Below are 22212 nucleotides of genomic sequence, written 5' to 3'. Positions count from 1 at the left end.
AGTATAGGGACGGGGCATATATTCGTTAAGGAATAAGAAGCTATTTATTAATAACCAAAAACACAGTCACTTCAATAAAGCCGGGGTCTTCAGGTACGCGGCGTTGGCTGAAGACCCCGGCGCCGGCAGGGAAAAACCGAGGCTCATCGGTGGAACTTCCGGCGGCACAATCGGCAGTACCGGCACCGGTTTCTGGCTGACCCAGTAGATCACCGCGCCATGCAGCGCCAGCGTCAACAGGCCCACTAAAATGCGTTCACGGCGACTTCAGGATGCTTTACGCGCCTGCAAAATATTCCTCAAAGGCATGCCTCAGCGCGGGTTGGCCTCGCATAAATCCCACAATTGCCGCTGCAGGCTCTGCCCCGCCGCCCCCATCCCATTGCGCCCATACAGCGCCAGCCGCACGCCCTGCACCGCGGGCAAACCACTGTCGGCGCCGAGCACCACATGCCCGGCCTGCACCACTCGCTCAGGCAGCAGGCTGATGCCCAACCCCGCCGCCACCGCCGAACACACACTGGCCAGGCTCGCGCTGGAATAGCCAATGCGCCAGCGCCAGCCACCGACCTCCAGATGCTGGAGCATTTCATTGCGGTACAGGCCGCCCACCGGGAACGCCACCAAGGGCAATGGATCGCGGCCCAGGGCCGGCATGTGGCGGCTGTCGACCCAGCACAACGGCTCCGGCCAGGAGGCCAGGCAGTCGTCGCTGTCGCCCATCTGCTTGACCAGCAACACATCGAACTCACCGCCGCGATACTGGCGCAACAGCGCCGGCCCCAGGCCGCTGGTGACCTCCAGGCGCACCCGTGGGTAGGCCACGACAAACGCCGACAGCAACGGCATCAAGCGCTCGGCGGCAAAATCTTCGGGCACGCCCAGGCGCAGCACGCCGTCGCTCTGCTGGTTGATCAGCACATCGGCGGCTTCTTCGTTGAGTGCCAGGATGCGCCGCGCATAGGCCAGCAGGCGCTCGCCCTCGACCGTCGCCACCACCCGGCGCTGATCCCGGTCGAGCAAGCGGCAGCCGACACTGTCTTCCAGGCGGCGCAATTGCTGGCTGACCGTAGATTGGGTCAAGTGCAGGCGCTCGGCGGCGCGGGTGAAATTCGCGCAATCCACGACGGCGACAAAACTGCGCAACAGCACGGGATCGAACATGGGCACCACCATCTCGTTTGCCACTGGTTGGCATGGTTATATTTAATTTCAGAATACCCCAGGCGGTGGCCATACTTCGCGTTCATTGCACTGAAGCGAGGTTCCCATGGCATGGCCCATTCCTTTCAAAACCGCCGTGCTGGCGCTGGGGTTGATGGTGGCGAGTAGCGCCATGGCGGCCGATAAAGATCTGCTCGACGCCGTGCGCGGCGGGCAGTTGGCACAGGTCGAACAGTTGCTGGCCAAGGGCGTTGACCTTGATGTCCGCGCCATTGATGGCAGCACCCCGCTGTTGCTGGCCACCCAGGCCAATCGCATCGACATCGCCCGCGCCCTGATCGAAGCCGGGGCTGATGTGAACCGCAAGAACCTGATGCAAGACAGCCCCTACCTGCTGGCCGGCGCCAGCGGCCACGATCAGATCCTGGCCATGACCCTGGCCCATGGCGCCGATCTCAAGAGCACCAATCGCTACGGTGGCACCGCCCTCATTCCTGCCTGTGAGCGCGGGCACGTGCAAACCGTGCGCCTGCTGATCGACGCTGGAGTCGACGTCAACCACGTCAACCGCCTGGGCTGGACCGGCCTGATGGAAGCCATCGTGCTCTCGGACGGCGGGCCGCCGCATCAGCAAATCGTCGCCATGCTGATCGCTGCCGGCGCCGACGTGAACCTGCCCGACCGCGACGGCGTCAGCCCACTGCAACAGGCGCAAAAACGTGGTCAGGTCGCCACCGCCCAGCGCCTGCAAGCAGCCGGTGCGCAATGAGTTCACAGAACGATCAAGCCTGGCTGCAGCGCGCCGTGGCCCTGGCGCAGGACAACGTGGCCCAGGGTGGACGGCCGTTTGGCGCCGTCCTGGTCAAGGACGGTGCAGTGCTGGTGGAAGCGGTCAACCAGATCCACCTCGACCAGGACCCCACCGCCCATGCCGAGATGCTCGCCATGCGCCGCGCCAGCCAACAGCTCGGTACGCGCCTTGAAGGCTGTGTGATCTACGCCAGCGGCCAGCCGTGCCCGATGTGCCTGGGCGCGATGTACCTGTGCGGCGTGTCCCGCGTGGTGTTTGCCGCGAGCAATGAAATGGCGGCACCTTTTGGCCTGTCGACCGCAGCGATTTACCAACAGATGAGCCTGCCATTGACCGCCCAGCAACTGCCCGTCGAGCACCTGCCTGTGCCGGCCATGCAAGCCCTTTACCGCCAATGGAAGACCCTGCATGCCCCTGAATAAATCCCTCGCCGGCTGGGGCCTGCTGGTCGTGCTGGGCCTCAACCTGCGGCCGATCCTCAGCTCTATCAGCCCGTTGCTCGGGGAAATCCGCCTGGCCACCGGCTTGAGTTTCCAGAGCAGTGCCCTGCTCACCAGCCTGCCGGTGGTGTGCATGGGTTTGGTGGCGCTGGTGGGCATCCGCGTCGAAGCGCAGTTGGGCGAGCGGCGCGGGATTGCCCTGGGCTTGATGATGATCCTGCTGGCGTGCCTGGCGCGCTGGCTGCTGGGCCAGGCACCGGCGCTGCTGGCCACGGCCTTGCTGGGCGGGGCCGGGGTGGCGCTGATCCAGGCGCTGGTGCCGGCGATGATCAAGCGCCAGTTCCACCACCGGGTGCCGCTGGCGATGGGGGTGTATTCGGCCTCGTTGATGGGGGGCGGTGGCTTGGCGGCGCTGCTCAGCCCGCTGGTGGCCAGCCATTTCCAGCACTGGCAGGCCGGCCTCGGCATCTGGCTGCTGCCGGCGCTCGGCGCGTTGCTGCTGTGGGCATGGCTGCCGTTGGGCGCGGCGAAAAACCTGCAGGCGACGGCGCCGCTCAAGGGCCTGCGCAATCGCCGTGCCTGGTTGCTGGCGCTGTATTTCGGCCTGGTGAATTGCGGGTACATGAGCATGGTGGCGTGGCTGCCGGCGTACTACCAGCAACTGGGTTGGGGCGTGCTGCCCAGCGGCTCGCTGCTGGCGTTCATGACGATTTTCCAGGTGATCGCCGCGCTGTTGATGCCGGCGCTGGCGCAACGCGGTATCGACCGCCGGCCCTTGCTGACCATCAGCCTGCTGGCCCAGACCGTGGGCTACCTCGGCCTGCTGCTGGCGCCGCTGCAATACCCGCACCTGTGGGTGGCGCTGATCGGCTTCGGCCTGGGGGCGTGCTTTGCCCTGAGCCTGCTGTTGACCCTGGACCATCGCCGCGACCCACGGGAAGCCGGGCAACTGGCGGCATTCGTGCAGGGCGTGGGCTTTTTGATCAATGCTGTGTCGCCATGGATGACCGGCTGGCTGCGCGAACTCACTGGCAGTTTTGTCAGCGCCTGGGTGGTGCTGGCCGTGACGGTGATCGCGATGCTGGTGGTGACCCGGGTCTTCAGCCCGGCCACCTACCGCAGCGCCACCGTCCCTGGCTAGAAGTCGTAGCGCGCCAGGTGCACGATGAACACACCGTCACCGGTTGGGAGCTGTTCGGGCGCAGGGCGATTCGCCAGGGGCAGTGGAAGGCGGTGTACATCCCCGGGCCCTTGGGGCCGGCGACCTGGCAGCTGTATGACTGGGGCAGGGATCCTGGGGAGATCCATGATCTGGCGTCGAGCCAGCCGGGCTTAGGTTATTTAGTGCCTGGGAGGGCCCTTTCGCGAGCAAGCCCGCTCCCACATTTGACCGAGTACATTCTTTGGAATGTGGTCGGATGTGGGAGCGGGCTTGCTCGCGAAAGGGCCGCTACAGGCACCGCCTACCCCTGCGCCATCTCCCGCAACCGCAGCACATCGAGTATCTCAATCTCCCCATACCCCAACCGCACAACGCCCTGCTCTTGCAACGCCTTGAGCAGCGCATTGGTGGTCTGGCGCGACACACCCAGCATCGCCGCCAAATCCTCTTGCGCCAATTGCACCACACGCCGCGAGCCGTCGATCTCGCCATAACCCTCGGCAATCATCCACAACCGATGGGCCACCCGCACCGACGCGGGCGCAAGGCTCAACTGCTCGATATTGATAAAGGTCAGCCGCAACTTCTGGCTCATCAGCAAGGCCATGTCCCGCCAATAGGCCGGGCTTTGCGCAAGCAAGTGCAGGATCGCCGACTGCGGGACCTGCAACAGCGTGCAAGGCCCGACCGCACAAGCGTCGTGGGTGCGTGGCAGACCGTCGAACACGGCGATTTCGCCAAACCAGAAAGGCGCTTGCGCCAGGCTCAACAACGCTTCCTTGCCCTGCTCGTTCACCGCGCTGATGCGCAGGCTGCCATCGAGCACCGCATACAAGCCGCACGGTGGGTCGCCGCGCTTGAACAGCACCTGCCCCGCCGCCAGCTGCCGCACGCGGGCGTTGGCCAGCAAGCTATGCTGCAAGGGAGCAGGCAGATGGCGGTACCAGTGGCCGCTGGACAGGCGCCCATGCCAAGACTCTGCGTCCATGAGAACTCCAAAGATTGTCGCCCAGTTGACAGTTTGTCGCAGTCCTACAGGGCATGATCAAGCATCCTACAGGAGGAATAACAATGAAAAGCCTCGTCGACCATCTGAGCCAATACGCCGCCTACCACCGCGACCCGCGCAACATCGCCAGCCACTTTATCGGCATCCCCATGATCGTGGTGGCCGTCGCCGTGCTGCTGTCACGCCCCGAATGGCAAGTGGCCGGCCTGTGGCTGTCACCGGCGGTGCTGCTGGCACTGTTTTCTGCGGGGTTCTACCTGCGCCTGGAACTGGCGCTGGGGGTGTTGATGAGCGTGCTGATGGGCCTGTCGGTGTGGGCCGGGCATGTGCTGGCGGCGCAAAGCACGCTGGTGTGGCTCAGCAGTGGTATCGGCCTGTTTGTGCTGGGCTGGGTGATCCAGTTTGTCGGCCACTACTACGAGGGGCGCAAGCCTGCGTTCGTCGATGACGTGTCCGGGCTGATCGTGGGGCCGTTGTTTGTGGTGGCGGAGCTGGCGTTTCTGCTGGGGTTGCGCCATGAGCTCAAGCGGCAGATTGAAGAGCGGGCGGGGCCGGTGCGCGCGCGTCACAAGAACGCCACGGTCTGAGAAGCACCGGTAATCCAAATGTGGGAGCGGGCTTGCTCGCGAAAGCGGTGGTTCAGTCGGTACATCCAGTGACTGACACTGCGCGTTCGCGAGCAAGCCCGCTCCCACAGATTTTTTGCAATTTTTTAAGCCTTTTGCCAGACCTTGGGCTTGAAGAACAACGTCTCGCCCCGCGCCAGCCCGGTCAGGCTGTCGTGATCCTTCACCACTTCCGCTTCGATCAGTTCGCTCTGGCCTTCGACCTTCAGCGTGACCCGCGTGGTGGCGCCCAGCGGGCGGATATCGCGCACTTGCGCGGCATGGTGGCCTTCCAGTTCATGGCGTGACAACGACACTTCGTGGGGGCGGAACAGCAGGTGCTGGTCTTCACCCAGGTGCAGGCGGTTGGAGTCGCCGAGGAAGTGATAGACGAAATCGCTGGCCGGGTTTTCGTAGACGTCGCCCGGGGAGCCGATCTGCTCGATCACGCCTTTGTTCATCACCACGATGCGGTCGGCGACTTCCATGGCTTCTTCCTGGTCGTGGGTCACGAACACCGAGGTCAGGTTGATGTCCTCGTGCAGGCGTGCCAGCCAGCGGCGCAGTTCCTTGCGGACCTTGGCGTCCAGGGCGCCGAAAGGCTCGTCGAGCAGCAGTACCTTGGGCTCCACCGCCAGGGCACGGGCCAGGGCGATCCGCTGGCGCTGGCCGCCGGAGAGTTGTTCCGGGTAGCGATCCGACAGCCAGTCCAGTTGCACCATGTTCAGCAGTTCGTGGACCTTGGCGGCGATCTGGGTTTCGTTCGGGCGCTGGTTCTTCGGCTTCATGCGCAGGCCGAAGGCGACGTTGTCGAACACGGTCATATGGCGGAACAGCGCGTAGTGCTGGAACACAAAGCCGACGTTGCGATCACGCACATCGTGGCCGGACACGTCTTCACCGTGGAACACGATGCTGCCGGCATCCGGGGTTTCCAGGCCGGCAATGATGCGCAGCAAGGTGGTCTTGCCGCAGCCGGAGGGGCCAAGCAAAGCCACCAGCTCGCCACTCTGGATATCCAGGTTGATGCTGTCCAGGGCCTTGAAGGCGTTGAAGTTCTTGCTGACGTTACGGACTTCGATCGACATGACTTATTCCTCAGCCGCACCGGCGCGCAGGCGGTTAATACGGTTCTCGCTCCACTGCTTGAGCAGCAGGATGAAGAGCGCCAGGATCAGCAACAGACTCGCCACCGCAAACGCGGCGACGTGGTTGTATTCGTTGTAGAGAATCTCGACGTGCAGCGGCAGGGTGTTGGTCACGCCGCGAATGTGCCCGGACACCACCGACACCGCGCCAAACTCACCCATCGCCCGCGCGGTACACAGCACCACGCCGTAGATCAGGCCCCACTTGATGTTGGGCACGGTGACATGCCAGAACATCTGCCAGCCATTGGCGCCCAGCAGGCGTGCGGCTTCTTCTTCCTGGGTGCCCTGCTCCTGCATCAGCGGGATCAGTTCACGGGCCACGAACGGCACGGTGACGAAGATCGTCGCCAGCACGATGCCCGGCAAGGCGAAGACGATCTGGATATCGTGATCCTGCAGCCACGGGCCGAAGAACCCCTGGGCACCGAACATCAGCACATAGACCAGGCCGGCGATGACCGGCGAGACCGAGAACGGCAGGTCGATCAGGGTCACCAGCATGCTTTTGCCACGGAATGAGTACTTGCTCACGCACCAGGCCGCACTGACGCCGAATACCAGGTTGAGCGGCACCGAAATCAGCACCGCAATCACCGTCAGCTTCAAGGCCGACAGCGCGTCGGGCTCGAAGATCGCGGCAAAGAACGCGCCCAGGCCGAGCTTGAGGCCCTGGGACACCACGATAAACAGCGGCAACAGCAAAAACAGGGCGAAGATCAGCCAGCCAAGGCCGATCAGGATGCGTCGCGACACCGCACTGCCACGGCGGGCAGCGTTGGCCGAAGACGCGGCGGAAATAGACGATTGGGACATGTTCCGCGCCTCCTTATGGGTGTTCGATGCGCCGCTGCAACAGGTTGATCAGCAGCAGCAGGACAAAGGAAACCACCAGCATCAGCACGCCGATGGAGGTAGCGCCGGTGTAGTCGTATTGGTCGAGCTTGACCATGATCAGCAGCGGCAGGATCTCGGTTTTCATCGGCATGTTGCCGGCGATGAAAATCACCGAACCGTACTCACCCACACCTCGGGCGAACGCCAGGGCGAACCCGGTCAGCCAGGCCGGCAGCAGCGCCGGCACGAGGATGTAGCGAAACACCTGCCAGGGCTTGGCGCCCAGGCAGGCGGCGGCTTCTTCGATTTCCCGGGGGATATCGGCCAGCACCGGCTGCACCGTACGCACCACGAAAGGCAGCGTGACGAAGGTCAGGGCCAGGGTGATGCCCAGCGGGGTATAGGCGATCTTGAAGCCCATGTCGGTGGCGAACTGGCCGACCAGGCCGGACGGCGCGTACAGCGCAGTCAGCGCAATACCGGCCACGGCGGTGGGCAGGGCAAACGGCAGGTCGATCATCGCGTCGATGATCTTGCGCCCGGGGAAGGTGTAGCGCACCAGCACCCACGCCAGCAGCGTACCGATCACGCCGTTGATCAGCGCGGCATACAGGGCGGTACTGAAGCTCAACTTCAAGGCTGCCCAGACCCGCGGCGCCGAGATGATGGCCCAGAACTGATCCCAGGTGAGTTGGGCGGCGTGGACGAACATGGCCGCCAGCGGTATGAGCACAATCAGGCTGAGGTACACCAAGGTGTAGCCCAGCGTCAGCCCGAAGCCGGGTATGACGGGGGAGATACGACGCGACATAAAAGTCCTTGGTTAACAGTTCAATACCACTGCAGGAACGAACTCATGTGGGAGCGGGCTTACTCGCGAAAGCGGTGTGCCAGTCAACGCATTTAGTGACTGACATACCGCTTTCGCGAGCAAGCCCGCTCCCACACAAGCCGCATTCCACAGGGAGGCCGTGTTGGTTATTGGGCAGTGTAGATCTGGTCGAACACGCCACCGTCGTTGAAGAATTTCGGTTGGGCAGTTTTCCAGCCGCCGAAGTCTTTGTCGATAGTCACCAGCTCCAGTTTCGGGAACTGCTGGGCGTACTTGGCGGCCACATCCTTGTCACGCGGGCGGTAGAAGTTCTTCGCCGCGATTTCCTGGCCAGCCGGGCTGTACAGGTGGTTGAGGTACGCCGTAGCGATTTCGGTGTTGCCCTTTTTCTCGGCGTTCTTGTCGACCACTGCCACGGGCGGCTCGGCGAGGATCGACAGGGACGGCACGATGATGTCGAACTTGTCAGCGCCGCCATCTTCCTTGAGGGCCAGGAACGCTTCGTTTTCCCAGGCCAGCAACACGTCACCCTGACCGTTGTTGACGAAGGTGATGGTCGAACCGCGCGCACCGGTGTCGAGGATCGGCACGTGCTTGAACAGCGCTTTCACGTATTCCTGGGCCTTGGCTTCGCTGCCACCGGCCTTGAGGCCATAGGCCCAGGCGGCGAGGAAGTTCCAGCGGGCGCCGCCGGAGGTTTTCGGGTTCGGCGTGATCACCGAGACGTCGTTCTTGATCAAGTCGCCCCAGTCCTTGATGCCCTTGGGGTTGCCCTTGCGCACCAGGAACACGATGGTCGAGGTGTATGGCGTGCTGGCTTCGGGCAGGCGGGTCTGCCAGTTCTCTGGCAGGGTCTTGCCCAGCTTGGCGATTTCGTCGATGTCGCCGGCCAGGGCCAGGGTCACCACGTCGGCGCGCAGGCCGTCGATCACCGCCCGGCCCTGCTTGCCCGAACCACCGTGGGATTGCTGGATCTTGACGTTGTCGCCAGGGTGCGCCTTTTTCCAGAAACTGGTGAATTCGGCGTTGTACTCCTGGTACAGCTCACGGGTCGGATCGTAGGAAACGTTAAGCAGCTCGTAATCCTTGGCCACTGCGGAACCGGCAAACACGGCGCTGGCCAGGGCGGCCAGGGCGTAACGGCGAATCGACGACATAGACAAGCTCCTGAAATTCTTGGGTGTTGGCTTTTCTTATAAGTACGGGTCCTGCAATCGAAGCGCCGTCTTGGCTCAGCTCGTTTTGTTGCCCGGGCTCTGCAAGCGGAATTTCTCTTTACGTTCGATCTGCACCACTTGGGCGTTGTGTACGGTGATTTCCACTGCGCCGAAACGCAGGTCACGCAATGCGCTTTGGATCTCGCGCAAAATGGCTGCTTCGTCCTGGCCGTCGACGCTGCGTAGAGATGCGCTCATGGTCGTGCTCCTGAAATGAGAAGTGCCTGGCAGTGGCGGCACTGCTTGCGGCGTGAGAGCGATAGTAGATAAGCGCTGATATTCTTAAAAATACTATTTAAGAATGTTTATATAACCAGAAAGAATTTTCAGGCAGGACACGACGTTAAGGCGTGCGCAGATAAAAATGTGGGAGCGGGCTTGCCCGCGATGACGGAGTGTCAGCCAGTAAATCTGGCACTGATACACCGCTATCGCGGGCAAGCCCGCTCCCACATTTTTTATTGCATTCCAACCCCGGAGGGTGGGGTTAGTGGATGGCGGGGGCCAGGGCCCAATCAATCTCTGCCGCCAGCATCGGCCGGCCAAACCAGTAGCCCTGGCCCAGGTCGCATTGGTGATTCAACAGGAACCGTGCCTGTTCCATCTGCTCGATACCCTCGGCTTGCACCTGCATACCCATGCTCTGCGCCAGGGCGATGACCACCCGCACAATCGCCGCATCGTCTTCATCCCACGGCAGGCCGGCGACGAAGCCCTGGTCGATTTTCAGCTTCTGCACCGGCAACCGCTTGAGGCGCAGCAGTGACGAATAGCCAGTGCCGAAGTCGTCGATGGCCAGGCTCAGGCCCAGTTCGCGCAGGCGGTGCAGTTGTTCCAGGGCCACTTCCGGGTCGTCCATCACTGCGCTTTCGGTGACTTCCAGTTCCAGCTTCGCCGGGTCCAGGCCGGTGTCGTGCAGCACCTTGGCCACCTGCTCGTACAATTCGTGGCGGGCAAACAGGCGGCTGGAGATATTGACCGCCATAAAGGACAGGTTCTTGCCGTCTGCCAGCCACTGGCACATCTGGCGACAGGCCTGCTCCATGACCCAGCCGTCAATCTCGGCGATCAACCCGGTGCGTTCGGCAATCGGGATAAATTCTGCCGGTGACACCAGGCCGCGCAGCGGGTGCTGCCAGCGCACCAGGGCTTCCACACCAATCATCCGGCTGGTTTGCAGGTCGTGGACCGGCTGGTAGTAGACTCGCAACTCTTGCTGATCGAGGGCGCGACGCAGCTCATTGCCGATCTCGATCCGGTGCTGGGCGTGGGCTGTCAGTTCCTCGGTGTACAGGGCGTAGCCTTCGCGCCCGGAACTCTTGGCCTTGAACAACGCGGAGTCGGCGTTGCGCAGCAACTGTTCGGCACTCAGGGCATCGCTGGGGAACAGGCTGATGCCAATACTGACGCTGACAAACAGCTGGTGGCCGTTGAACACGAACGGCTGCTTCATGCCGTCAATGATGCGCTGGGCCAGGGCGGCCGCCTGGACCACCTGTGGACAACTTTCCGCCAGCACCGCGAACTCATCGCCACCCAGGCGCGCCAAAGTCACGCCGGGACCGAACAAGCCCTGCAGGCGCTCGCCCACGGCCTTGAGCAACTGGTCGCCGACGTTATGACCCAGGCTGTCGTTGATGATCTTGAAGTGGTCCAGATCCAGCATCAACAGCGCACAGCCACGCTTGTGAATCTGCGCCGAGGCCAGCGCCTGCTCGGCGCGGTCGGTGAACAGCAGGCGGTTGGGCAGGTCGGTCAACGGGTCGTGGTGGGCCAGGTGCGCCAGTTCGTGCTCGGAGTGCTTGATGGCACTGATGTCAGAAAACACCGCCACGTAATGGCTGACCTGGCCCTGGTCATCATGGATGACACGGATGGTTTGCCACTGTGGATAAATTTCCCCGCTTTTACGCCGGTTCCAGATCTCGCCGCTCCACTCGCCCTCTTGGTTGAGCGCGCGAAACATCTGCTCATAAAAGTCCGGCGAATGGCGCCCGGACTTGAACAGGCTCGGCTGGCGGCCCATCACGTCTTCCACCTGGTAACCGGTGATTTCAATAAACGCGCGGTTGACGTGGACTATCTGCCCGCGGGCGTCGGTGACCAGCACCCCTTCGCGGGTGCAATCGAACACCGCCGCCGCCTGGCGCAGGCGCTCGCGGTTTTCCGTCAAGGGTTGCTGGATGCGATGGTTGCGGGCGCTGCGGGCGCACAACAGGAAAATAAACAGGGCGCTGAGGGTCACCCACAGGTAGCCGCGCAGTATCTGCCAGTGAATCATTTCCTTGGGTTCATCAATAAAATTGATAAATACCTGCTGACTGAGCTGTATCCACAAGACCGAAAGCAACAAGTACACCAGCCCTGCACGCAGGGCACCTCGGTATGAAAGCAGCATATGACTAGTAATCCTTACTAAAAAACAGAATCGCCTTACAGAATCTGCGGATTATAGGACAAGTAACATCTCGTCACTCCTATCTGAAAGGGTGACTGGTTTTATCTGTAGGCTAAGTGATAATGCGTCAGCTGTTCTTATCTTTATCTGAGGGCCATACAGCCTATGTGGTACAACGGTTTTCTTGACTTGTCAGCCTGGCAACTGGTGGCAGTCACTCTGTTGATGACCCACGTGACCATTATCGGTGTCACGGTCTATCTACACCGCTATTCAGCCCACCGCTCCCTGGAGCTCAATGCTGGCCTGAAACACTTCTTCCGCTTCTGGCTGTGGTTGACCACGGCGCAGAATACCCGCGAATGGACCGCTATCCACCGCAAACACCACGCCAAGTGCGAAACCGTCGACGATCCCCACAGCCCGGTGATCAAGGGCCTGTCCACGGTCCTGCGCAAAGGAGCCGAGTTGTACCGCGCCGAGGCGGAAAACCCCGAGACCCTGCGCATCTACGGCAAGAACTGCCCGGACGACTGGATCGAACGCAAGCTCTATACCCGCTATCCGCTGCTGGGCGTGGCCCTCATGGGCGTTATCGACGTGCTGCTGTTCGGCACCATCGGCATCACCATCTGGGCGATCCAGATGATGTGGATCCCGTTCTGGGCCGCCGGTGTGATCAACGGCCTGGGGCATGCCATCGGTTATCGCAACTTCGAATGCCGCGACGCGGCGACCAACCTGGTGCCGTGGGGCATCATCGTCGGTGGCGAAGAGCTGCATAACAATCATCACACCTACCCCAACTCCGCCAAACTGTCGGTGAAGAAGTGGGAATTCGACCTGGGCTGGGCCTGGATCCAAGTGTTCAGCTTCCTGCGCCTGGCCAAGGTGCAGCGCGTGGCGCCGATTGCCCATCGGGTGGAAGGCAAGGGCCACCTGGACATGGACACCGCCATGGCGATCCTCAACAACCGCTTCCAGATCATGGCCCAGTACCGCAAGTTGGTGATTGCGCCGCTGGTCAAGCAAGAACTGGAGAAGGTCGATCATTCGGTACGCCACCAGTTCCACCGGGCCAAGCGCCTGCTGTCACGGGAAACCAGCCTGCTGGATGAGCGTCACCATGTGCGCATCCAGAGCATGCTGGAGCACAGCCAGGCCTTGAAGGTGATCTACGAAAAGCGCCTGGCGCTGCAACAGATCTGGCTCAAGACCAGCAGCAACGGGCATGACATGCTCGCGGCCATCAAGGAGTGGGTGCACGAGGCCGAGGCCAGCGGGATCCAATCCCTGCGCGACTTTGCCCACCAGTTGAAAACCTACTCGTTGCGCCCCGCAAACGCCTAGGTGTTGCAGGAGCCGGGAGGACACCCAGTCCTTACCGGCTCCACAGTTTTTTGGCGCCATTTCACAGTCACCGAACATTCCCTCTCAATCGCGACTGATAACGGAACTTAGCTGCAATTCCCCTCTCTCAAACAACACTTCGCCATCCTGGCGGGCCTTGTTTTGACTGCTGTTCAATGCTGCGGCATGTCCAGAGAGAATTGTGCCGATGGTCCACGAAACGGACTCCCCGATCCCCACCACGCCTGACTCAACGGATACGTCCCGGCCGGCTGCCGCTACCTTGCTGGCGTTGATGCATGCCCAGGGCGAAGTGGAGCGTCTGAGCCAGCGTGAACAGCTGTTGAGCTCGCTGCTGGTCAGTGTGAACGCCGTGCTCTGGGCCATCGAGTGGGAGACCCGCCGCGTGCTGTATGTAAGCCCGGCCTATGAGCGCATCTTCGGACGCTCGGCCAGCCTACTGTTGGCCGAGCACCGTGGCTGGCGCGACAGTATCCACCCCGAAGACCAGCATTACGCCGAGCACAGCCTGGCCCAGGTGCTGGAGCTGGGGGCGGTCGAGAATCGCCAGTACCGCATCATCACCGCAGACGGGCAGATCCGCTGGCTCAGCGACAAGTGCTTCACCAACCAACAGGCCACCCCAGGGAAACCGTTGATTGTGGTGGGCATCGCTGAGGACATCACCGAAAAAAAGCACCTGGAGCTCGAGCTGCAGCGCCTGGCCACCACCGACGTGCTAACCCGCAGCAGCAACCGTCGCCATTTCTTCGAGTGCGCCCATCACGAATTCGAACGTGCCTGCACCCAAGGCCTGCCCCTGGCCTTCCTGTTGCTGGATATAGATAACTTCAAGGCCATCAACGACACCTACGGCCACCTGGAGGGCGATCAGGTGTTATTGCGTATTGCCGAGAGCGGCCGCGGGGTATTGCGCCGTGGCGACCTGTTCGGGCGCATTGGCGGCGAAGAATTTGCTGCGGTGCTGCCAGGATGCGAACCGGAAAGGGCCATGCAGGTCGCCGAACGCCTGGGGCAGGAAGTGCGCCAACTGGAGTTCAGCCATGACGGCCGGTTTTATGGCGTGACCGTCAGCCAGGGCCTGGCCAGCCTCACCGCCGCAGATGCAACCCTGGACAGCCTGTTCGCCCGGGCTGATGCGGCCATGTATGAAGCCAAGCGCCAGGGCAAGAACCGGGTGATTGTCGGCTGAATGCCTGCCCTTTCACGGCCCTAAAAAATAGCGCCTGGACCACCGCCATCGCGGGCAAGCCCGCTCCCACAGGGGATCTCGACCAGGCTGGGAATTCTGAATACCCCACAAACCCCATGTGGGAGCTCGACCAGGCTGGGAGTTCTGGATACTCCACAAACCCCATGTGGGAGCTCGACCAGACTGGGAATTCTGGATACCCCACAAACCCCATGTGGGAGCTCGACCAGGCTGGGAATTCTGGATACCCCACAAACCCCATGTGGGATCTCGACCAGGCTGGGAATTCTGGATACCCCGCAAACCTCATGTGGGAGCTCGACCAGGCAGGGAGTTCTGGACACACCACAAATCAAATGTGGGAGTTGTCGAGCTTTAGCGAGGCTACGATGGCGGCGGCACATTCAGCATTGTTGCTGCCAGACACAGCGCCTACCCAGGCTTGCGGATGCGCGTCAGCTCTGCAAACCCGACCTTGAGCAACCTCGCCGTCTTGCCCTTGGCTAACGCCTCGACCCCTTCATGCTCGGTCAGCCCTGCCAGTTGCGCCGCGATGTTCATCACCAGCGCCTCACGGGAATACACCCCGCCTTCCAGGGAGTAGGTCGCCGCGATCAGTTGGCGCAGCTCCAGGGGCAAGCGCCAGCGCGTGCGCAGCGCCGAGCCATAGCTGGCGCCAAAGGTGGACAATGACTCGCCAATCAACGCCTCATCCAGTTCACCACCGCCCTGGCGCCACTCCTGCAAGCTGCGCAGCAGGGCCAGGTCGCCCAACCGATGGAGAATACCGGCGCTGTAACAGCGTTCGTGTTCAAGATCGAGCATGCGCGCCAGTGAACGACCGTATTGCGCAGTCCGCTGGGACAACTGCCAATAACGCTCAGCGTATTCCATCAGGCTGGCATCGCTGAGGATCACGTTGTGCTTGAGGGCCAGGCCGAGGATCAGGTTCATGCTCTGCCCGGCGGCCAGTTTGTGCAGCGCCATGGACAGGGTCTGCACCGGTGTGCCGTGCTGGCCGGCGCTGTTGGCGGCGGCGATCAGCACCGCGGTGATCTGTGGATCAACCTTGACCTGCTCTTCCAACTGCTCGAGATCCAGCCCCTGCGGCGTGAGGCTGCGTTGCACAGCCGCCTTGACGTCAACCCGCAGCGGCGCGCCGTCCGACAGCTCGCGACGCTGCTCCAGGAACACCGGCAAGGACATGCCCGCCGCCAGGACGGGGGGCTCGCAATACACCGTTTCGCCTTCGTTGAGCAACAAATCCTGCAGGCGTTGCGTAAGACCCTCCATGTTCAGTGGCTTGGTCAGGTAGGCGGTGGGCGCCAGCGGCAGTGCCTCGCGCACGCTGGCGCCGTCATTGCGTGTACTGAGCAGGATAAACGGCAACACGGGCACCCGCCGACGCTGACGCACACTGCGCAACAGGCTCAGGCCGTCAACGCCCGGCAGCTCCCAATCGGCAATGATCAAATCGTAGGGTTTGTCTCGCAGCAGCTCGGCGGCGTGCTGCCCGTCGGCGCACACATCCAGCCGCGCGTCGCAGCGCACATTCAACAACACCTGCTTGAGCAGATCCCGCGACCAGGGGTCGGGCTCGGCAATCAGCACACGGGGCACAGCAGGTAAATCAACAGCAGTCATGCAGCACGCTCCATCGGCAATCCCTGCACATTAGACAAAGGAAGCACCTGCGTACAAGGAACAAGGCCTGAATAGGTGCATAGCCCACAAAAAAACCCGCCGAAGCGGGTTTTTTCGATCCAGCCAACCTGCGCTTACAGCTCGGAGAAGCACTCTTCGATGATCGCCAAACCTTTGTCCAACTGCTCGTCCGGCGAGGTCAGCGGGACCAGCACGCGCAACACGTTGCCGTAGGTGCCGCACGACAGCAGGATCAGGCCCTTGTCACGCGCCTTGGCAACCACTGCGGCCACCGCAGCAGCGTTCGGCTTGTGGCTGTCGCCGTCCTCGAACAGCTCGACCGCGATCATCGCGCCCAGGGCACGCACTTCGCCGATCACCGGGTACTTGGCCTGGATGGCTTTCAGGCCAGTGACCAGACGCTCGCCAACAGCCTTGCAGCGGTCCAGCAGGTGCTCTTCTTCGAACACTTCCATCACGGCCAGGGCCGCGGCGCACGCGATCGGGCTACCGGCATAGGTGCCACCCAGGCCACCTGGGGCAATGGCGTCCATGTATTCGGCCTTGCCGCACACGCCAGCCAACGGGAAGCCGCCCGCGATGGATTTGGCAAAGGTGGTCAGGTCGGCAGCAACGCCCATCTGCTCCATGGCAAAGAAGGTCCCGGTACGGCCGGCACCGGTTTGCACTTCGTCGGCGATCAGCAGGATGCCGTGCTTGTCGCACAGTTCGCGCAGGCGCTTCATGAAGGCTTTAGGCGCGACATAGAAACCGCCCTCGCCCTGTACCGGCTCGATGATGATGGCAGCGATATCACGCGGCTCGGCATCGTTCTTGAAGATGCGTTCGATGCTGGCGATGGAGTCGTCGATGCTCACGCCGTGCAACTCATTCGGGTACAGCGCACGGAAGATACCGCCTGGCATCAGGCCCATGCCAGCGGAGTACGGCACGACCTTGCCGGTCAGGCCCAGGGTCATCATGGTGCGGCCGTGGTAAGCGCCGGTGAAGGCGATCACGCCGGCACGGCCAGTCGCGGCACGCGCAATTTTCACGGCGTTTTCCACGGCTTCGGAACCGGTGGTGACCAGCAGGGTTTTCTTGGCGAAATCACCTGGCACCTTGGCGTTAACTTTTTCGCACAGCTCCACGTACGGCTCGTAGGCCAGGACCTGGAAGCAGGTGTGGGTCAGCTTGCTCAACTGCTCGGTCACGGCCGCGATGATTTTCGGGTGCAGGTGACCGGTGTTCAGTACGGCGATGCCGCCGGCGAAGTCGATAAACTCGCGACCTTCAACGTCAGTCACGGTGGCGTTCTTCGCGGATTCGGCGAAGATAGGGTGAATCTGGCCAACACCGCGCGGTACAGCGGCTTCGCGGCGTTTCATCAAGGAAGCGTTGGTCTTGTTGCTCATAAAGTCCTCATTCGCCACTCATCGGGTGGCGTGGTCCAAGGAATACGTGACGGGGAGGCAACTACGGCAGCATGCGATGATCGACTGCCACAGCTTTCCCGGCCACTTCGAATAACGGTTTGAAGCACGCAAAGGGACAGCGCTCTCGTGCCCTTTGCGTTTGCAGCGATACCTTGCCGGTTAGATACCCAGGCAGAGGTATTTGATTTCCAGGTAATCCTCGATGCCGTACTTGGAGCCTTCACGGCCCAGGCCCGACGCCTTGATACCGCCGAACGGCGCCACTTCGTTGGAGATCAGCCCGGTGTTGACGCCGACCATGCCGTATTCCAGGGCCTCGGCCACACGGAACACACGGCCCAGGTCGCGGGCATAGAAGTAGGAGGCCAGGCCAAATTCGGTGTCGTTAGACATCGCGATCACTTCGGCTTCGTCTTTGAAGCGGAACAACGGCGCCAGCGGGCCGAAGGTTTCTTCCTTGGCCACGGCAGCGTTTTTCGGCACGTTGGTGAGGATGGTCGGCTCGAAGAAGTTGCCTTCCATAACCTTACCGCCCGCCAACAGGGTCGCACCTTTGCTCAAGGCATCGGCGATGTGTTCCTGGACCTTGGCCACGGCTTTTTCGTCGATCAGCGGGCCAGTCGTGGTGCCTTCTTCCAGACCGTTGCCGATCTTCAATTTGGCTACGGCCACTTTGAGTTTTTCAGCGAACGCGTCGTACACCGAATCCTGGATGTACAGACGGTTGGCGCACACGCAGGTCTGGCCGTTGTTGCGGTACTTGGAAATGATCGCGCCTTCGACGGCCTTATCCAGGTCGGCGTCGTCGAACACGATGAACGGCGCGTTGCCGCCCAGTTCCAGGGAAACTTTCTTGATGTCCTTGGCGCATTCGGCCATCAACTGGCGACCGATTTCGGTCGAGCCGGTGAAGGACAATTTACGCACGGTCGGGTTGCTGGTCAGCTCGCTGCCGATATCGCCAGCGCTGCCGGAGACCACACTGAACACGCCGTTTGGAATCCCGGCACGCTGGGCCAGCTCAGCCAGGGCAAACGCCGAGAACGGGGTTTGCGACGCAGGCTTGAGGACCATGGTGCAACCGGCAGCCAGGGCCGGGCCGGCTTTACGGGTGATCATCGCGGCCGGGAAGTTCCACGGCGTGATGGCGGCGGTGACGCCGATCGGCTGCTTCATCACGATCAGGCGCTTGTCTGGCTGATGGCCAGGGATCACGTCCCCGTAGATACGCTTGGCCTCTTCGGCGAACCACTCGATAAACGAAGCGGCGTAGACGATTTCGCCCTTGGCTTCGGCCAGCGGCTTGCCCTGCTCCAGGGTCATCAGACGCGCCAGGTCATCCTGGTTCTCGATGATCAGCTCGAACCAGCGACGCAGCTTGTTTGCACGGTCCTTGGCAGTCAGTGCGCGCCAGGCCGGCAAAGCCTTGTCGGCGGCTTCGATGGCACGACGGGTTTCGGCGGCGCCCATCTTCGGCACGGTGCCCAGGATCTCGCCAGTCGCGGGGTTGTTGACCTTGATCGTTTGACCGTTGTCCGCATCGACCCAAGCGCCATCTATAAAGGCTTGCTGGCGGAACAACTGGGTGTCTTTAAGCTGCATGTCGGCTTTCCTTAACAGCACCGCGCGCGCGCGGGGCAAATTAGAGTTGTTGAAAGGCGCCTCGAAGGCTGCCGTCAGGGAAATCAGTCACTGGGCGCAAGCTGAAACATCGCGCACGGGAGACAGAGCGTTTGAAATCTCAAACGAATCCTAGGATCAATGGGGGGGCAGGGCAATAGTCTGTTCGAAAAAAAGAACGAAAACGGCGCATTAGCCGAATTATTCTGACAGGCGCACAACAGCCGGATTCAGCGCCAAGGACGCACACCGCCCGGTACAGAGCCTCGCCGCTCCAGAATCCTACCGGCAGACGGCCAAAAACCAGCATGGACGCCCAAGGTCGACATGGGTATGATGGCGCCCGCACAAGCATCCGTAGCTCAGCTGGATAGAGTACTGCCCTCCGAAGGCAGGGGTCGTGGGTTCGAATCCCGCCGGGTGCACCAGATACAGAAAAAAAGCCCCAGGTCGCAAGACCTGGGGCTTTTTTGTGGGCGCTGTCACAAAGACTCTTCTGCCGGCCATATCCAACTAGGCAAAGCGCTTTTGCGTTGTAAGTGGGAGTGCGTAAACTGGCGACGCGGAGAATGCACTACATAAGTTTGTTCTCATTTTGCATCTGGCCGTTAGCTTACTGAGTTGTCACTTCACCGGCCTTGTGAAAGAGCTTGGCGAAGATCATCCACTGGCCATCGACTTTCATCAAGTTCAAGTAGTCGACCATGACGTTATTGAATAGGCGCAAACGCACTTTAACGATGGCCATTTCCGCAGACATCACATCAATCATCAACACTTCATCAAGTTGTGGAAAACCACCTTCCTGTGGCGACTGACGGCCTTGAACCATGGCCCTGTACTCATCAAAAGACCGGACGACCACGGTCGAGTCTTGTGCGCTATATAACACGCAACCCCGATGAAAGACCCGATCAAACAGATTCAAATCCTGGGTTTGCAGTACATCAAAGTAGTTTTTCAGAAACGACTGGATTTCATTGATCATGGCGAACAACTCCCGTTTTATTAGCATGACATTATTTAAATAATTAAATCGTCGCTATTATCGGTATCTCGCTCGCTTCACGTATAGCGGCTATTATTAGACTTTTCCGTGAAAGGAATTCACCTATTGAAGCTCCCTCCACTCGCCGCATTGCGCGCCTTCGAGGCTTTGGCCCGGCTGGGCAAGGTGAATTTGGCGGCCGTTGAGCTGCACGTGACCCACAGTGCCGTCAGCCATCAGATTGGCTCTCTTGAAGAGTATTTGGGTATTGCCTTGGTGATGCGCAGCGGACGTTCCCTGGTGTTGACGGAAGAGGGGCGCATTTATGCCTACCAGATCAGGCAGGCGCTGGGTGAAATCGCCGGGGTCACAGAAAAATTTCTGGCGAGAAGCAATTTCCCGCAACTGACCCTGTCGGTGCTGCCCTCCTATGCCATGCACTGGTTATTGCCGCGCTTGCACGGCTTCATGAGTGCCCATCCCGGGCTGCGCCTGAAATTGGAATCGACCATGGCGTTCGCCGGTTTAGAACAGGGCCTGGTCAATTGCGCAATCCGCTTCGGTCACGGCCAATGGCCCGATATGCATTGCGAAACACTGATGAGCGACTCATTGCTGGTGGTCGCTGCTCGCGACTTCAACCACGGTGTATTGCCAGACACGCCGCACGCCATCCTCGAGCAGCCACTGCTGCACGCCAGTGAAAGCTGGGCAACCTGGCTGTGCGCCGCAGGCGTGGAGGGGCAGCGCCCTCACGCCTCGCTGGAGTTTACCGACTCCACCTTGCTGCTCGAAGCGGTACGGCTCGGGCACGGCGTCGCATTGACGCGCCGCTCGATCGCCCATTCACTGATTCAACGTGGGGAGCTGGTCAAACTCACCGACATCGAACCGGCGCATTCTTCGAGCTACTACCTGGTCTGGCCACTGGGGATTAAACGTTCGGCGCAATTAACCTCCCTGCACAGCTGGCTCAAAGACCAAGTCGTGGCGTATCAAGACAGCCTATAAAACCGCTGCCTGTAGCTCTTAGTTCAAACCGCGCCGGGAGCCGCAGATACAGACGAAAAGCCCCAGGTCGCAAGACCTGGGGCTTTTTTATGGGCGCGGGTTCAACGCTTTTGCAACGCCTCCAACCGGGCGGGCAGGTCTTCGTCAGGAAAGCGCTTGTGCAGCGCCAGCAGTTTCTCATCCGCCGCCCTGCTCTCTCCCGCCTCGCGCAGATGCACAATCTCCTCAAGCCCCTGCTCCAGAGACTGCGGTTTGGCGGCTATCTGCTTGCTCATTTTCGCCACGGGCTCATCGGCCATGACCGCCGCCATCTCGGCCTGGACCGACGCGCTGTCAGCCTGTGGTGCCATCGCCATACGGGCCATGGGCGCGGGGGCGGCGGGGGCAGACAGTGCCTGCGGCGGTGGCGCAGCGGCATATTCGGCGGCTTCGGGCAGGTCGATATCAGGTACTGGCGAGCGCATTACCACGCCAATCATCAGTGCGACCCCGGCCACGGTGGCAAACGCCATCTGCCAGCGTGGTCGTTGGCAAGCTTGCAGCCAGCGTTGCCACAGGTTTGGCCCGGGAGCCGGTGCTTCGCGGCGGGCGGCGGCGAGGATGAAGGCGTCGAGGGACGCAGGCGGCTCGCTGGCGCTGTGTTGGCGAAAGTGCTGGATCAGCCCTTCGTCAGTCGGATCCTGGGGGTGTCGGGAGTCAGTCATACGGGTACCTCCTCGGCCAGCAGCCGACGCAATTTCTGCTGGGCGTAACGCAAGCGGCTTTTTACCGTTTCCAGTGGGCTGCCGGTCAGGGCGGCGATTTGCGGCAGTTCCAGGTCGCCGTGCAGGCGCAGCATAAACACTTCGCGCTGGTCTTCGGGCAGGTCTTGCAACGCTGCATCGAGACGACCCTGGTCGCGGCTCAGGCTCAGTTGCTGCTCGGGGCCGGAGCCGGCGTCGGGCTGGGCGTGCAGTTGTTCGTCGTAGCTGTCGTGCAGCGGGTTGTGGATGCCGTGCTTGCGCCAATGGTCGATCAGGCGGTTGCGGGCAATCTGGAACAGCCAGGTACGAAAACTCGCGCGGCCTTGTGGCTGGGTAGTGCTGCGGATCAGGCTGAGCCAGGTGTCCTGGTAGATTTCCTCAGCCAGTTCGGCCTTGTTGCAGAGGCCCACGAGAAACCGGTAAAGGCCCTGGCGGTGCCGGGCATAAAGGATTTCGAAGGCGCCTGCATCGCCGCTGCGGTAGCGGGCCAGCAGCGATTCGTCGCTGGGTGGATCATCTGGTACGGCCATGTTAAGTGGCGAACTCCTTTCGATGGATCACTGCAGATTACCTGTGGGAGCCGG

General features: G+C 61.5%; 22 protein-coding genes, 1 tRNA gene and 1 pseudogene. 9 read left to right on the top strand and 15 right to left on the bottom strand.

Annotated features, from left to right (window positions below; translation table 11 throughout):
* Positions 1-66 precede the first annotated feature (66 nt).
* Entirely contained in the window at positions 67-246 is a 180-nt protein-coding gene (locus PSH73_RS00910) for a hypothetical protein (RefSeq protein WP_057957977.1), read from the bottom strand.
* A gap of 66 nt (positions 247-312) precedes the next feature.
* A complete protein-coding gene (locus PSH73_RS00905; protein WP_057957984.1) occupies positions 313-1164 on the bottom strand; it encodes a LysR family transcriptional regulator in 852 nt (283 codons plus the stop codon).
* Between the two features lie 154 nt (positions 1165-1318).
* Here PSH73_RS00905 and PSH73_RS00900 point away from each other — a divergent pair, with 154 nt between their 5' ends.
* The 4 genes and pseudogenes from PSH73_RS00900 to PSH73_RS00885 all read left to right on the top strand — a co-directional run.
* The gene (locus PSH73_RS00900) at positions 1319-1933 is read left to right on the top strand and encodes an ankyrin repeat domain-containing protein (protein WP_233093229.1); all 615 of its coding nucleotides are present in this window, start codon (positions 1319-1321) and stop codon (positions 1931-1933) included.
* Positions 1930-2397 carry a nucleoside deaminase gene (locus PSH73_RS00895; protein ID WP_057957975.1) on the top strand — a complete coding sequence of 156 codons (468 nt, stop codon included), beginning with the start codon at positions 1930-1932 and terminating at the stop codon, positions 2395-2397. The genes PSH73_RS00900 and PSH73_RS00895 overlap by 4 nt, the downstream gene beginning before the upstream one ends.
* Positions 2384-3556 carry a CynX/NimT family MFS transporter gene (locus PSH73_RS00890; RefSeq protein ID WP_198791973.1) on the top strand — a complete coding sequence of 391 codons (1173 nt, stop codon included), beginning with the start codon at positions 2384-2386 and terminating at the stop codon, positions 3554-3556. The genes PSH73_RS00895 and PSH73_RS00890 overlap by 14 nt, the downstream gene beginning before the upstream one ends.
* A 17-nt stretch (positions 3557-3573) precedes the next feature.
* Positions 3574-3747, top strand: a pseudogene (locus PSH73_RS00885) (arylsulfatase); the annotation flags it as partial.
* 131 nt (positions 3748-3878) lie between these two features.
* On the opposite strand, the gene PSH73_RS00880 reads toward PSH73_RS00885, so the two are convergent.
* Positions 3879-4565 (bottom strand): Crp/Fnr family transcriptional regulator, encoded by a 687-nt coding sequence (locus PSH73_RS00880; RefSeq protein ID WP_057437003.1) that lies wholly within the window; start codon positions 4563-4565, stop codon positions 3879-3881.
* Between the two features lie 83 nt (positions 4566-4648).
* On the opposite strand from PSH73_RS00880, the gene PSH73_RS00875 reads away from it, so the two are divergent.
* On the top strand, positions 4649-5173 hold the full coding sequence (locus PSH73_RS00875; protein WP_057957972.1) for a DUF962 domain-containing protein: 525 nt from the start codon (positions 4649-4651) through the stop codon (positions 5171-5173).
* Between the two features lie 125 nt (positions 5174-5298).
* Here the strand turns inward: PSH73_RS00875 and PSH73_RS00870 are convergent, their stop codons facing one another.
* From PSH73_RS00870 to dibA, 6 genes are all read right to left on the bottom strand, one after another.
* Positions 5299-6279: a sulfate/molybdate ABC transporter ATP-binding protein gene (locus PSH73_RS00870; RefSeq protein ID WP_128593628.1), complete on the bottom strand. Its 981-nt coding sequence runs from the start codon at positions 6277-6279 to the stop codon at positions 5299-5301.
* A 3-nt stretch (positions 6280-6282) separates the two neighbouring features.
* Positions 6283-7155, bottom strand: a complete 873-nt coding sequence (gene cysW, locus PSH73_RS00865) for a sulfate ABC transporter permease subunit CysW (RefSeq protein ID WP_029299486.1) — start codon at positions 7153-7155, stop codon at positions 6283-6285.
* 13 nt (positions 7156-7168) lie between these two features.
* Positions 7169-7987: a sulfate ABC transporter permease subunit CysT gene (cysT, locus tag PSH73_RS00860; protein ID WP_057436992.1), complete on the bottom strand. Its 819-nt coding sequence runs from the start codon at positions 7985-7987 to the stop codon at positions 7169-7171.
* Between the two features lie 167 nt (positions 7988-8154).
* Positions 8155-9165 (bottom strand): sulfate ABC transporter substrate-binding protein, encoded by a 1011-nt coding sequence (locus PSH73_RS00855; protein WP_057436990.1) that lies wholly within the window; start codon positions 9163-9165, stop codon positions 8155-8157.
* Positions 9166-9240: 75 nt separating this feature from the next.
* On the bottom strand, positions 9241-9423 hold the full coding sequence (gene oscA, locus PSH73_RS00850; RefSeq protein ID WP_057436988.1) for a sulfur starvation response protein OscA: 183 nt from the start codon (positions 9421-9423) through the stop codon (positions 9241-9243).
* Between the two features lie 289 nt (positions 9424-9712).
* Positions 9713-11623 carry a phosphodiesterase DibA gene (gene dibA / locus PSH73_RS00845; RefSeq protein ID WP_057957970.1) on the bottom strand — a complete coding sequence of 637 codons (1911 nt, stop codon included), beginning with the start codon at positions 11621-11623 and terminating at the stop codon, positions 9713-9715.
* Between the two features lie 165 nt (positions 11624-11788).
* On the opposite strand from dibA, the gene desA reads away from it, so the two are divergent.
* Positions 11789-12973: a delta-9 fatty acid desaturase DesA gene (gene desA / locus PSH73_RS00840; protein WP_057436984.1), complete on the top strand. Its 1185-nt coding sequence runs from the start codon at positions 11789-11791 to the stop codon at positions 12971-12973.
* 208 nt (positions 12974-13181) lie between these two features.
* A complete protein-coding gene (locus PSH73_RS00835) occupies positions 13182-14186 on the top strand; it encodes a sensor domain-containing diguanylate cyclase (RefSeq protein ID WP_198791976.1) in 1005 nt (334 codons plus the stop codon).
* Between the two features lie 432 nt (positions 14187-14618).
* On the opposite strand, the gene PSH73_RS00830 is transcribed toward PSH73_RS00835, so the two are convergent.
* From PSH73_RS00830 to gabD, 3 genes are all read right to left on the bottom strand, one after another.
* On the bottom strand, positions 14619-15830 hold the full coding sequence (locus tag PSH73_RS00830; protein ID WP_169990533.1) for an HDOD domain-containing protein: 1212 nt from the start codon (positions 15828-15830) through the stop codon (positions 14619-14621).
* Positions 15831-15964: 134 nt separating this feature from the next.
* Positions 15965-17245, bottom strand: coding sequence for a 4-aminobutyrate--2-oxoglutarate transaminase (gene gabT / locus PSH73_RS00825; protein WP_057957967.1), 1281 nt, complete (start codon positions 17243-17245; stop codon positions 15965-15967).
* 180 nt (positions 17246-17425) lie between these two features.
* Positions 17426-18868 (bottom strand): NADP-dependent succinate-semialdehyde dehydrogenase, encoded by a 1443-nt coding sequence (gene gabD / locus PSH73_RS00820; RefSeq protein WP_057957966.1) that lies wholly within the window; start codon positions 18866-18868, stop codon positions 17426-17428.
* A gap of 369 nt (positions 18869-19237) precedes the next feature.
* Here gabD and PSH73_RS00815 point away from each other — a divergent pair.
* Positions 19238-19314: transfer RNA gene (locus PSH73_RS00815), tRNA-Arg, on the top strand.
* A gap of 185 nt (positions 19315-19499) precedes the next feature.
* On the opposite strand, the gene PSH73_RS00810 is transcribed toward PSH73_RS00815, so the two are convergent.
* Positions 19500-19874, bottom strand: a complete 375-nt coding sequence (locus PSH73_RS00810; protein ID WP_057436977.1) for a nuclear transport factor 2 family protein — start codon at positions 19872-19874, stop codon at positions 19500-19502.
* A gap of 126 nt (positions 19875-20000) precedes the next feature.
* Between PSH73_RS00810 and PSH73_RS00805 the strand changes: the two genes are divergently transcribed.
* A complete protein-coding gene (locus PSH73_RS00805) occupies positions 20001-20885 on the top strand; it encodes a LysR substrate-binding domain-containing protein (RefSeq protein ID WP_057436975.1) in 885 nt (294 codons plus the stop codon).
* 101 nt (positions 20886-20986) lie between these two features.
* Here the strand turns inward: PSH73_RS00805 and PSH73_RS00800 are convergent, their stop codons facing one another.
* Both PSH73_RS00800 and PSH73_RS00795 read right to left on the bottom strand, forming a co-directional pair.
* Positions 20987-21589 carry a hypothetical protein gene (locus PSH73_RS00800; RefSeq protein ID WP_057957964.1) on the bottom strand — a complete coding sequence of 201 codons (603 nt, stop codon included), beginning with the start codon at positions 21587-21589 and terminating at the stop codon, positions 20987-20989.
* Positions 21586-22158, bottom strand: a complete 573-nt coding sequence (locus PSH73_RS00795; RefSeq protein WP_057957963.1) for an RNA polymerase sigma factor — start codon at positions 22156-22158, stop codon at positions 21586-21588. The genes PSH73_RS00800 and PSH73_RS00795 overlap by 4 nt, the downstream gene beginning before the upstream one ends.
* Positions 22159-22212: the final 54 nt, after the last annotated feature.

Origin of the sequence: Pseudomonas sp. FP2294 (assembly GCF_030687625.1) — a bacterium.
GTDB classification, from domain to species: domain Bacteria; phylum Pseudomonadota; class Gammaproteobacteria; order Pseudomonadales; family Pseudomonadaceae; genus Aquipseudomonas; species Aquipseudomonas shahriarae.
This window is presented reverse-complemented; position numbering and strand designations above follow the sequence as displayed.

Excerpts from the sequence above, each read along its gene's own strand:
- PSH73_RS00905 (WP_057957984.1), bottom strand. The coding sequence starts at position 1,164 with ATGTTCGATCCCGTGCTGTTGCGCAGTTTTGTCGCCGTCGTGGATTGC.
- PSH73_RS00900 (WP_233093229.1), top strand. The coding sequence starts at position 1,319 with ATGGTGGCGAGTAGCGCCATGGCGGCCGATAAAGATCTGCTCGACGCC.
- PSH73_RS00895 (WP_057957975.1), top strand. The coding sequence starts at position 1,930 with ATGAGTTCACAGAACGATCAAGCCTGGCTGCAGCGCGCCGTGGCCCTG.
- PSH73_RS00890 (WP_198791973.1), top strand. The coding sequence starts at position 2,384 with ATGCCCCTGAATAAATCCCTCGCCGGCTGGGGCCTGCTGGTCGTGCTG.
- PSH73_RS00880 (WP_057437003.1), bottom strand. The coding sequence starts at position 4,565 with ATGGACGCAGAGTCTTGGCATGGGCGCCTGTCCAGCGGCCACTGGTAC.
- PSH73_RS00875 (WP_057957972.1), top strand. The coding sequence starts at position 4,649 with ATGAAAAGCCTCGTCGACCATCTGAGCCAATACGCCGCCTACCACCGC.
- PSH73_RS00870 (WP_128593628.1), bottom strand. The coding sequence starts at position 6,279 with ATGTCGATCGAAGTCCGTAACGTCAGCAAGAACTTCAACGCCTTCAAG.
- cysW (WP_029299486.1), bottom strand. The coding sequence starts at position 7,155 with ATGTCCCAATCGTCTATTTCCGCCGCGTCTTCGGCCAACGCTGCCCGC.
- cysT (WP_057436992.1), bottom strand. The coding sequence starts at position 7,987 with ATGTCGCGTCGTATCTCCCCCGTCATACCCGGCTTCGGGCTGACGCTG.
- PSH73_RS00855 (WP_057436990.1), bottom strand. The coding sequence starts at position 9,165 with ATGTCGTCGATTCGCCGTTACGCCCTGGCCGCCCTGGCCAGCGCCGTG.
- oscA (WP_057436988.1), bottom strand. The coding sequence starts at position 9,423 with ATGAGCGCATCTCTACGCAGCGTCGACGGCCAGGACGAAGCAGCCATT.
- dibA (WP_057957970.1), bottom strand. The coding sequence starts at position 11,623 with ATGCTGCTTTCATACCGAGGTGCCCTGCGTGCAGGGCTGGTGTACTTG.
- desA (WP_057436984.1), top strand. The coding sequence starts at position 11,789 with ATGTGGTACAACGGTTTTCTTGACTTGTCAGCCTGGCAACTGGTGGCA.
- PSH73_RS00835 (WP_198791976.1), top strand. The coding sequence starts at position 13,182 with ATGGTCCACGAAACGGACTCCCCGATCCCCACCACGCCTGACTCAACG.
- PSH73_RS00830 (WP_169990533.1), bottom strand. The coding sequence starts at position 15,830 with ATGACTGCTGTTGATTTACCTGCTGTGCCCCGTGTGCTGATTGCCGAG.
- gabT (WP_057957967.1), bottom strand. The coding sequence starts at position 17,245 with ATGAGCAACAAGACCAACGCTTCCTTGATGAAACGCCGCGAAGCCGCT.
- gabD (WP_057957966.1), bottom strand. The coding sequence starts at position 18,868 with ATGCAGCTTAAAGACACCCAGTTGTTCCGCCAGCAAGCCTTTATAGAT.
- PSH73_RS00810 (WP_057436977.1), bottom strand. The coding sequence starts at position 19,874 with ATGATCAATGAAATCCAGTCGTTTCTGAAAAACTACTTTGATGTACTG.
- PSH73_RS00800 (WP_057957964.1), bottom strand. The coding sequence starts at position 21,589 with ATGACTGACTCCCGACACCCCCAGGATCCGACTGACGAAGGGCTGATC.
- PSH73_RS00795 (WP_057957963.1), bottom strand. The coding sequence starts at position 22,158 with ATGGCCGTACCAGATGATCCACCCAGCGACGAATCGCTGCTGGCCCGC.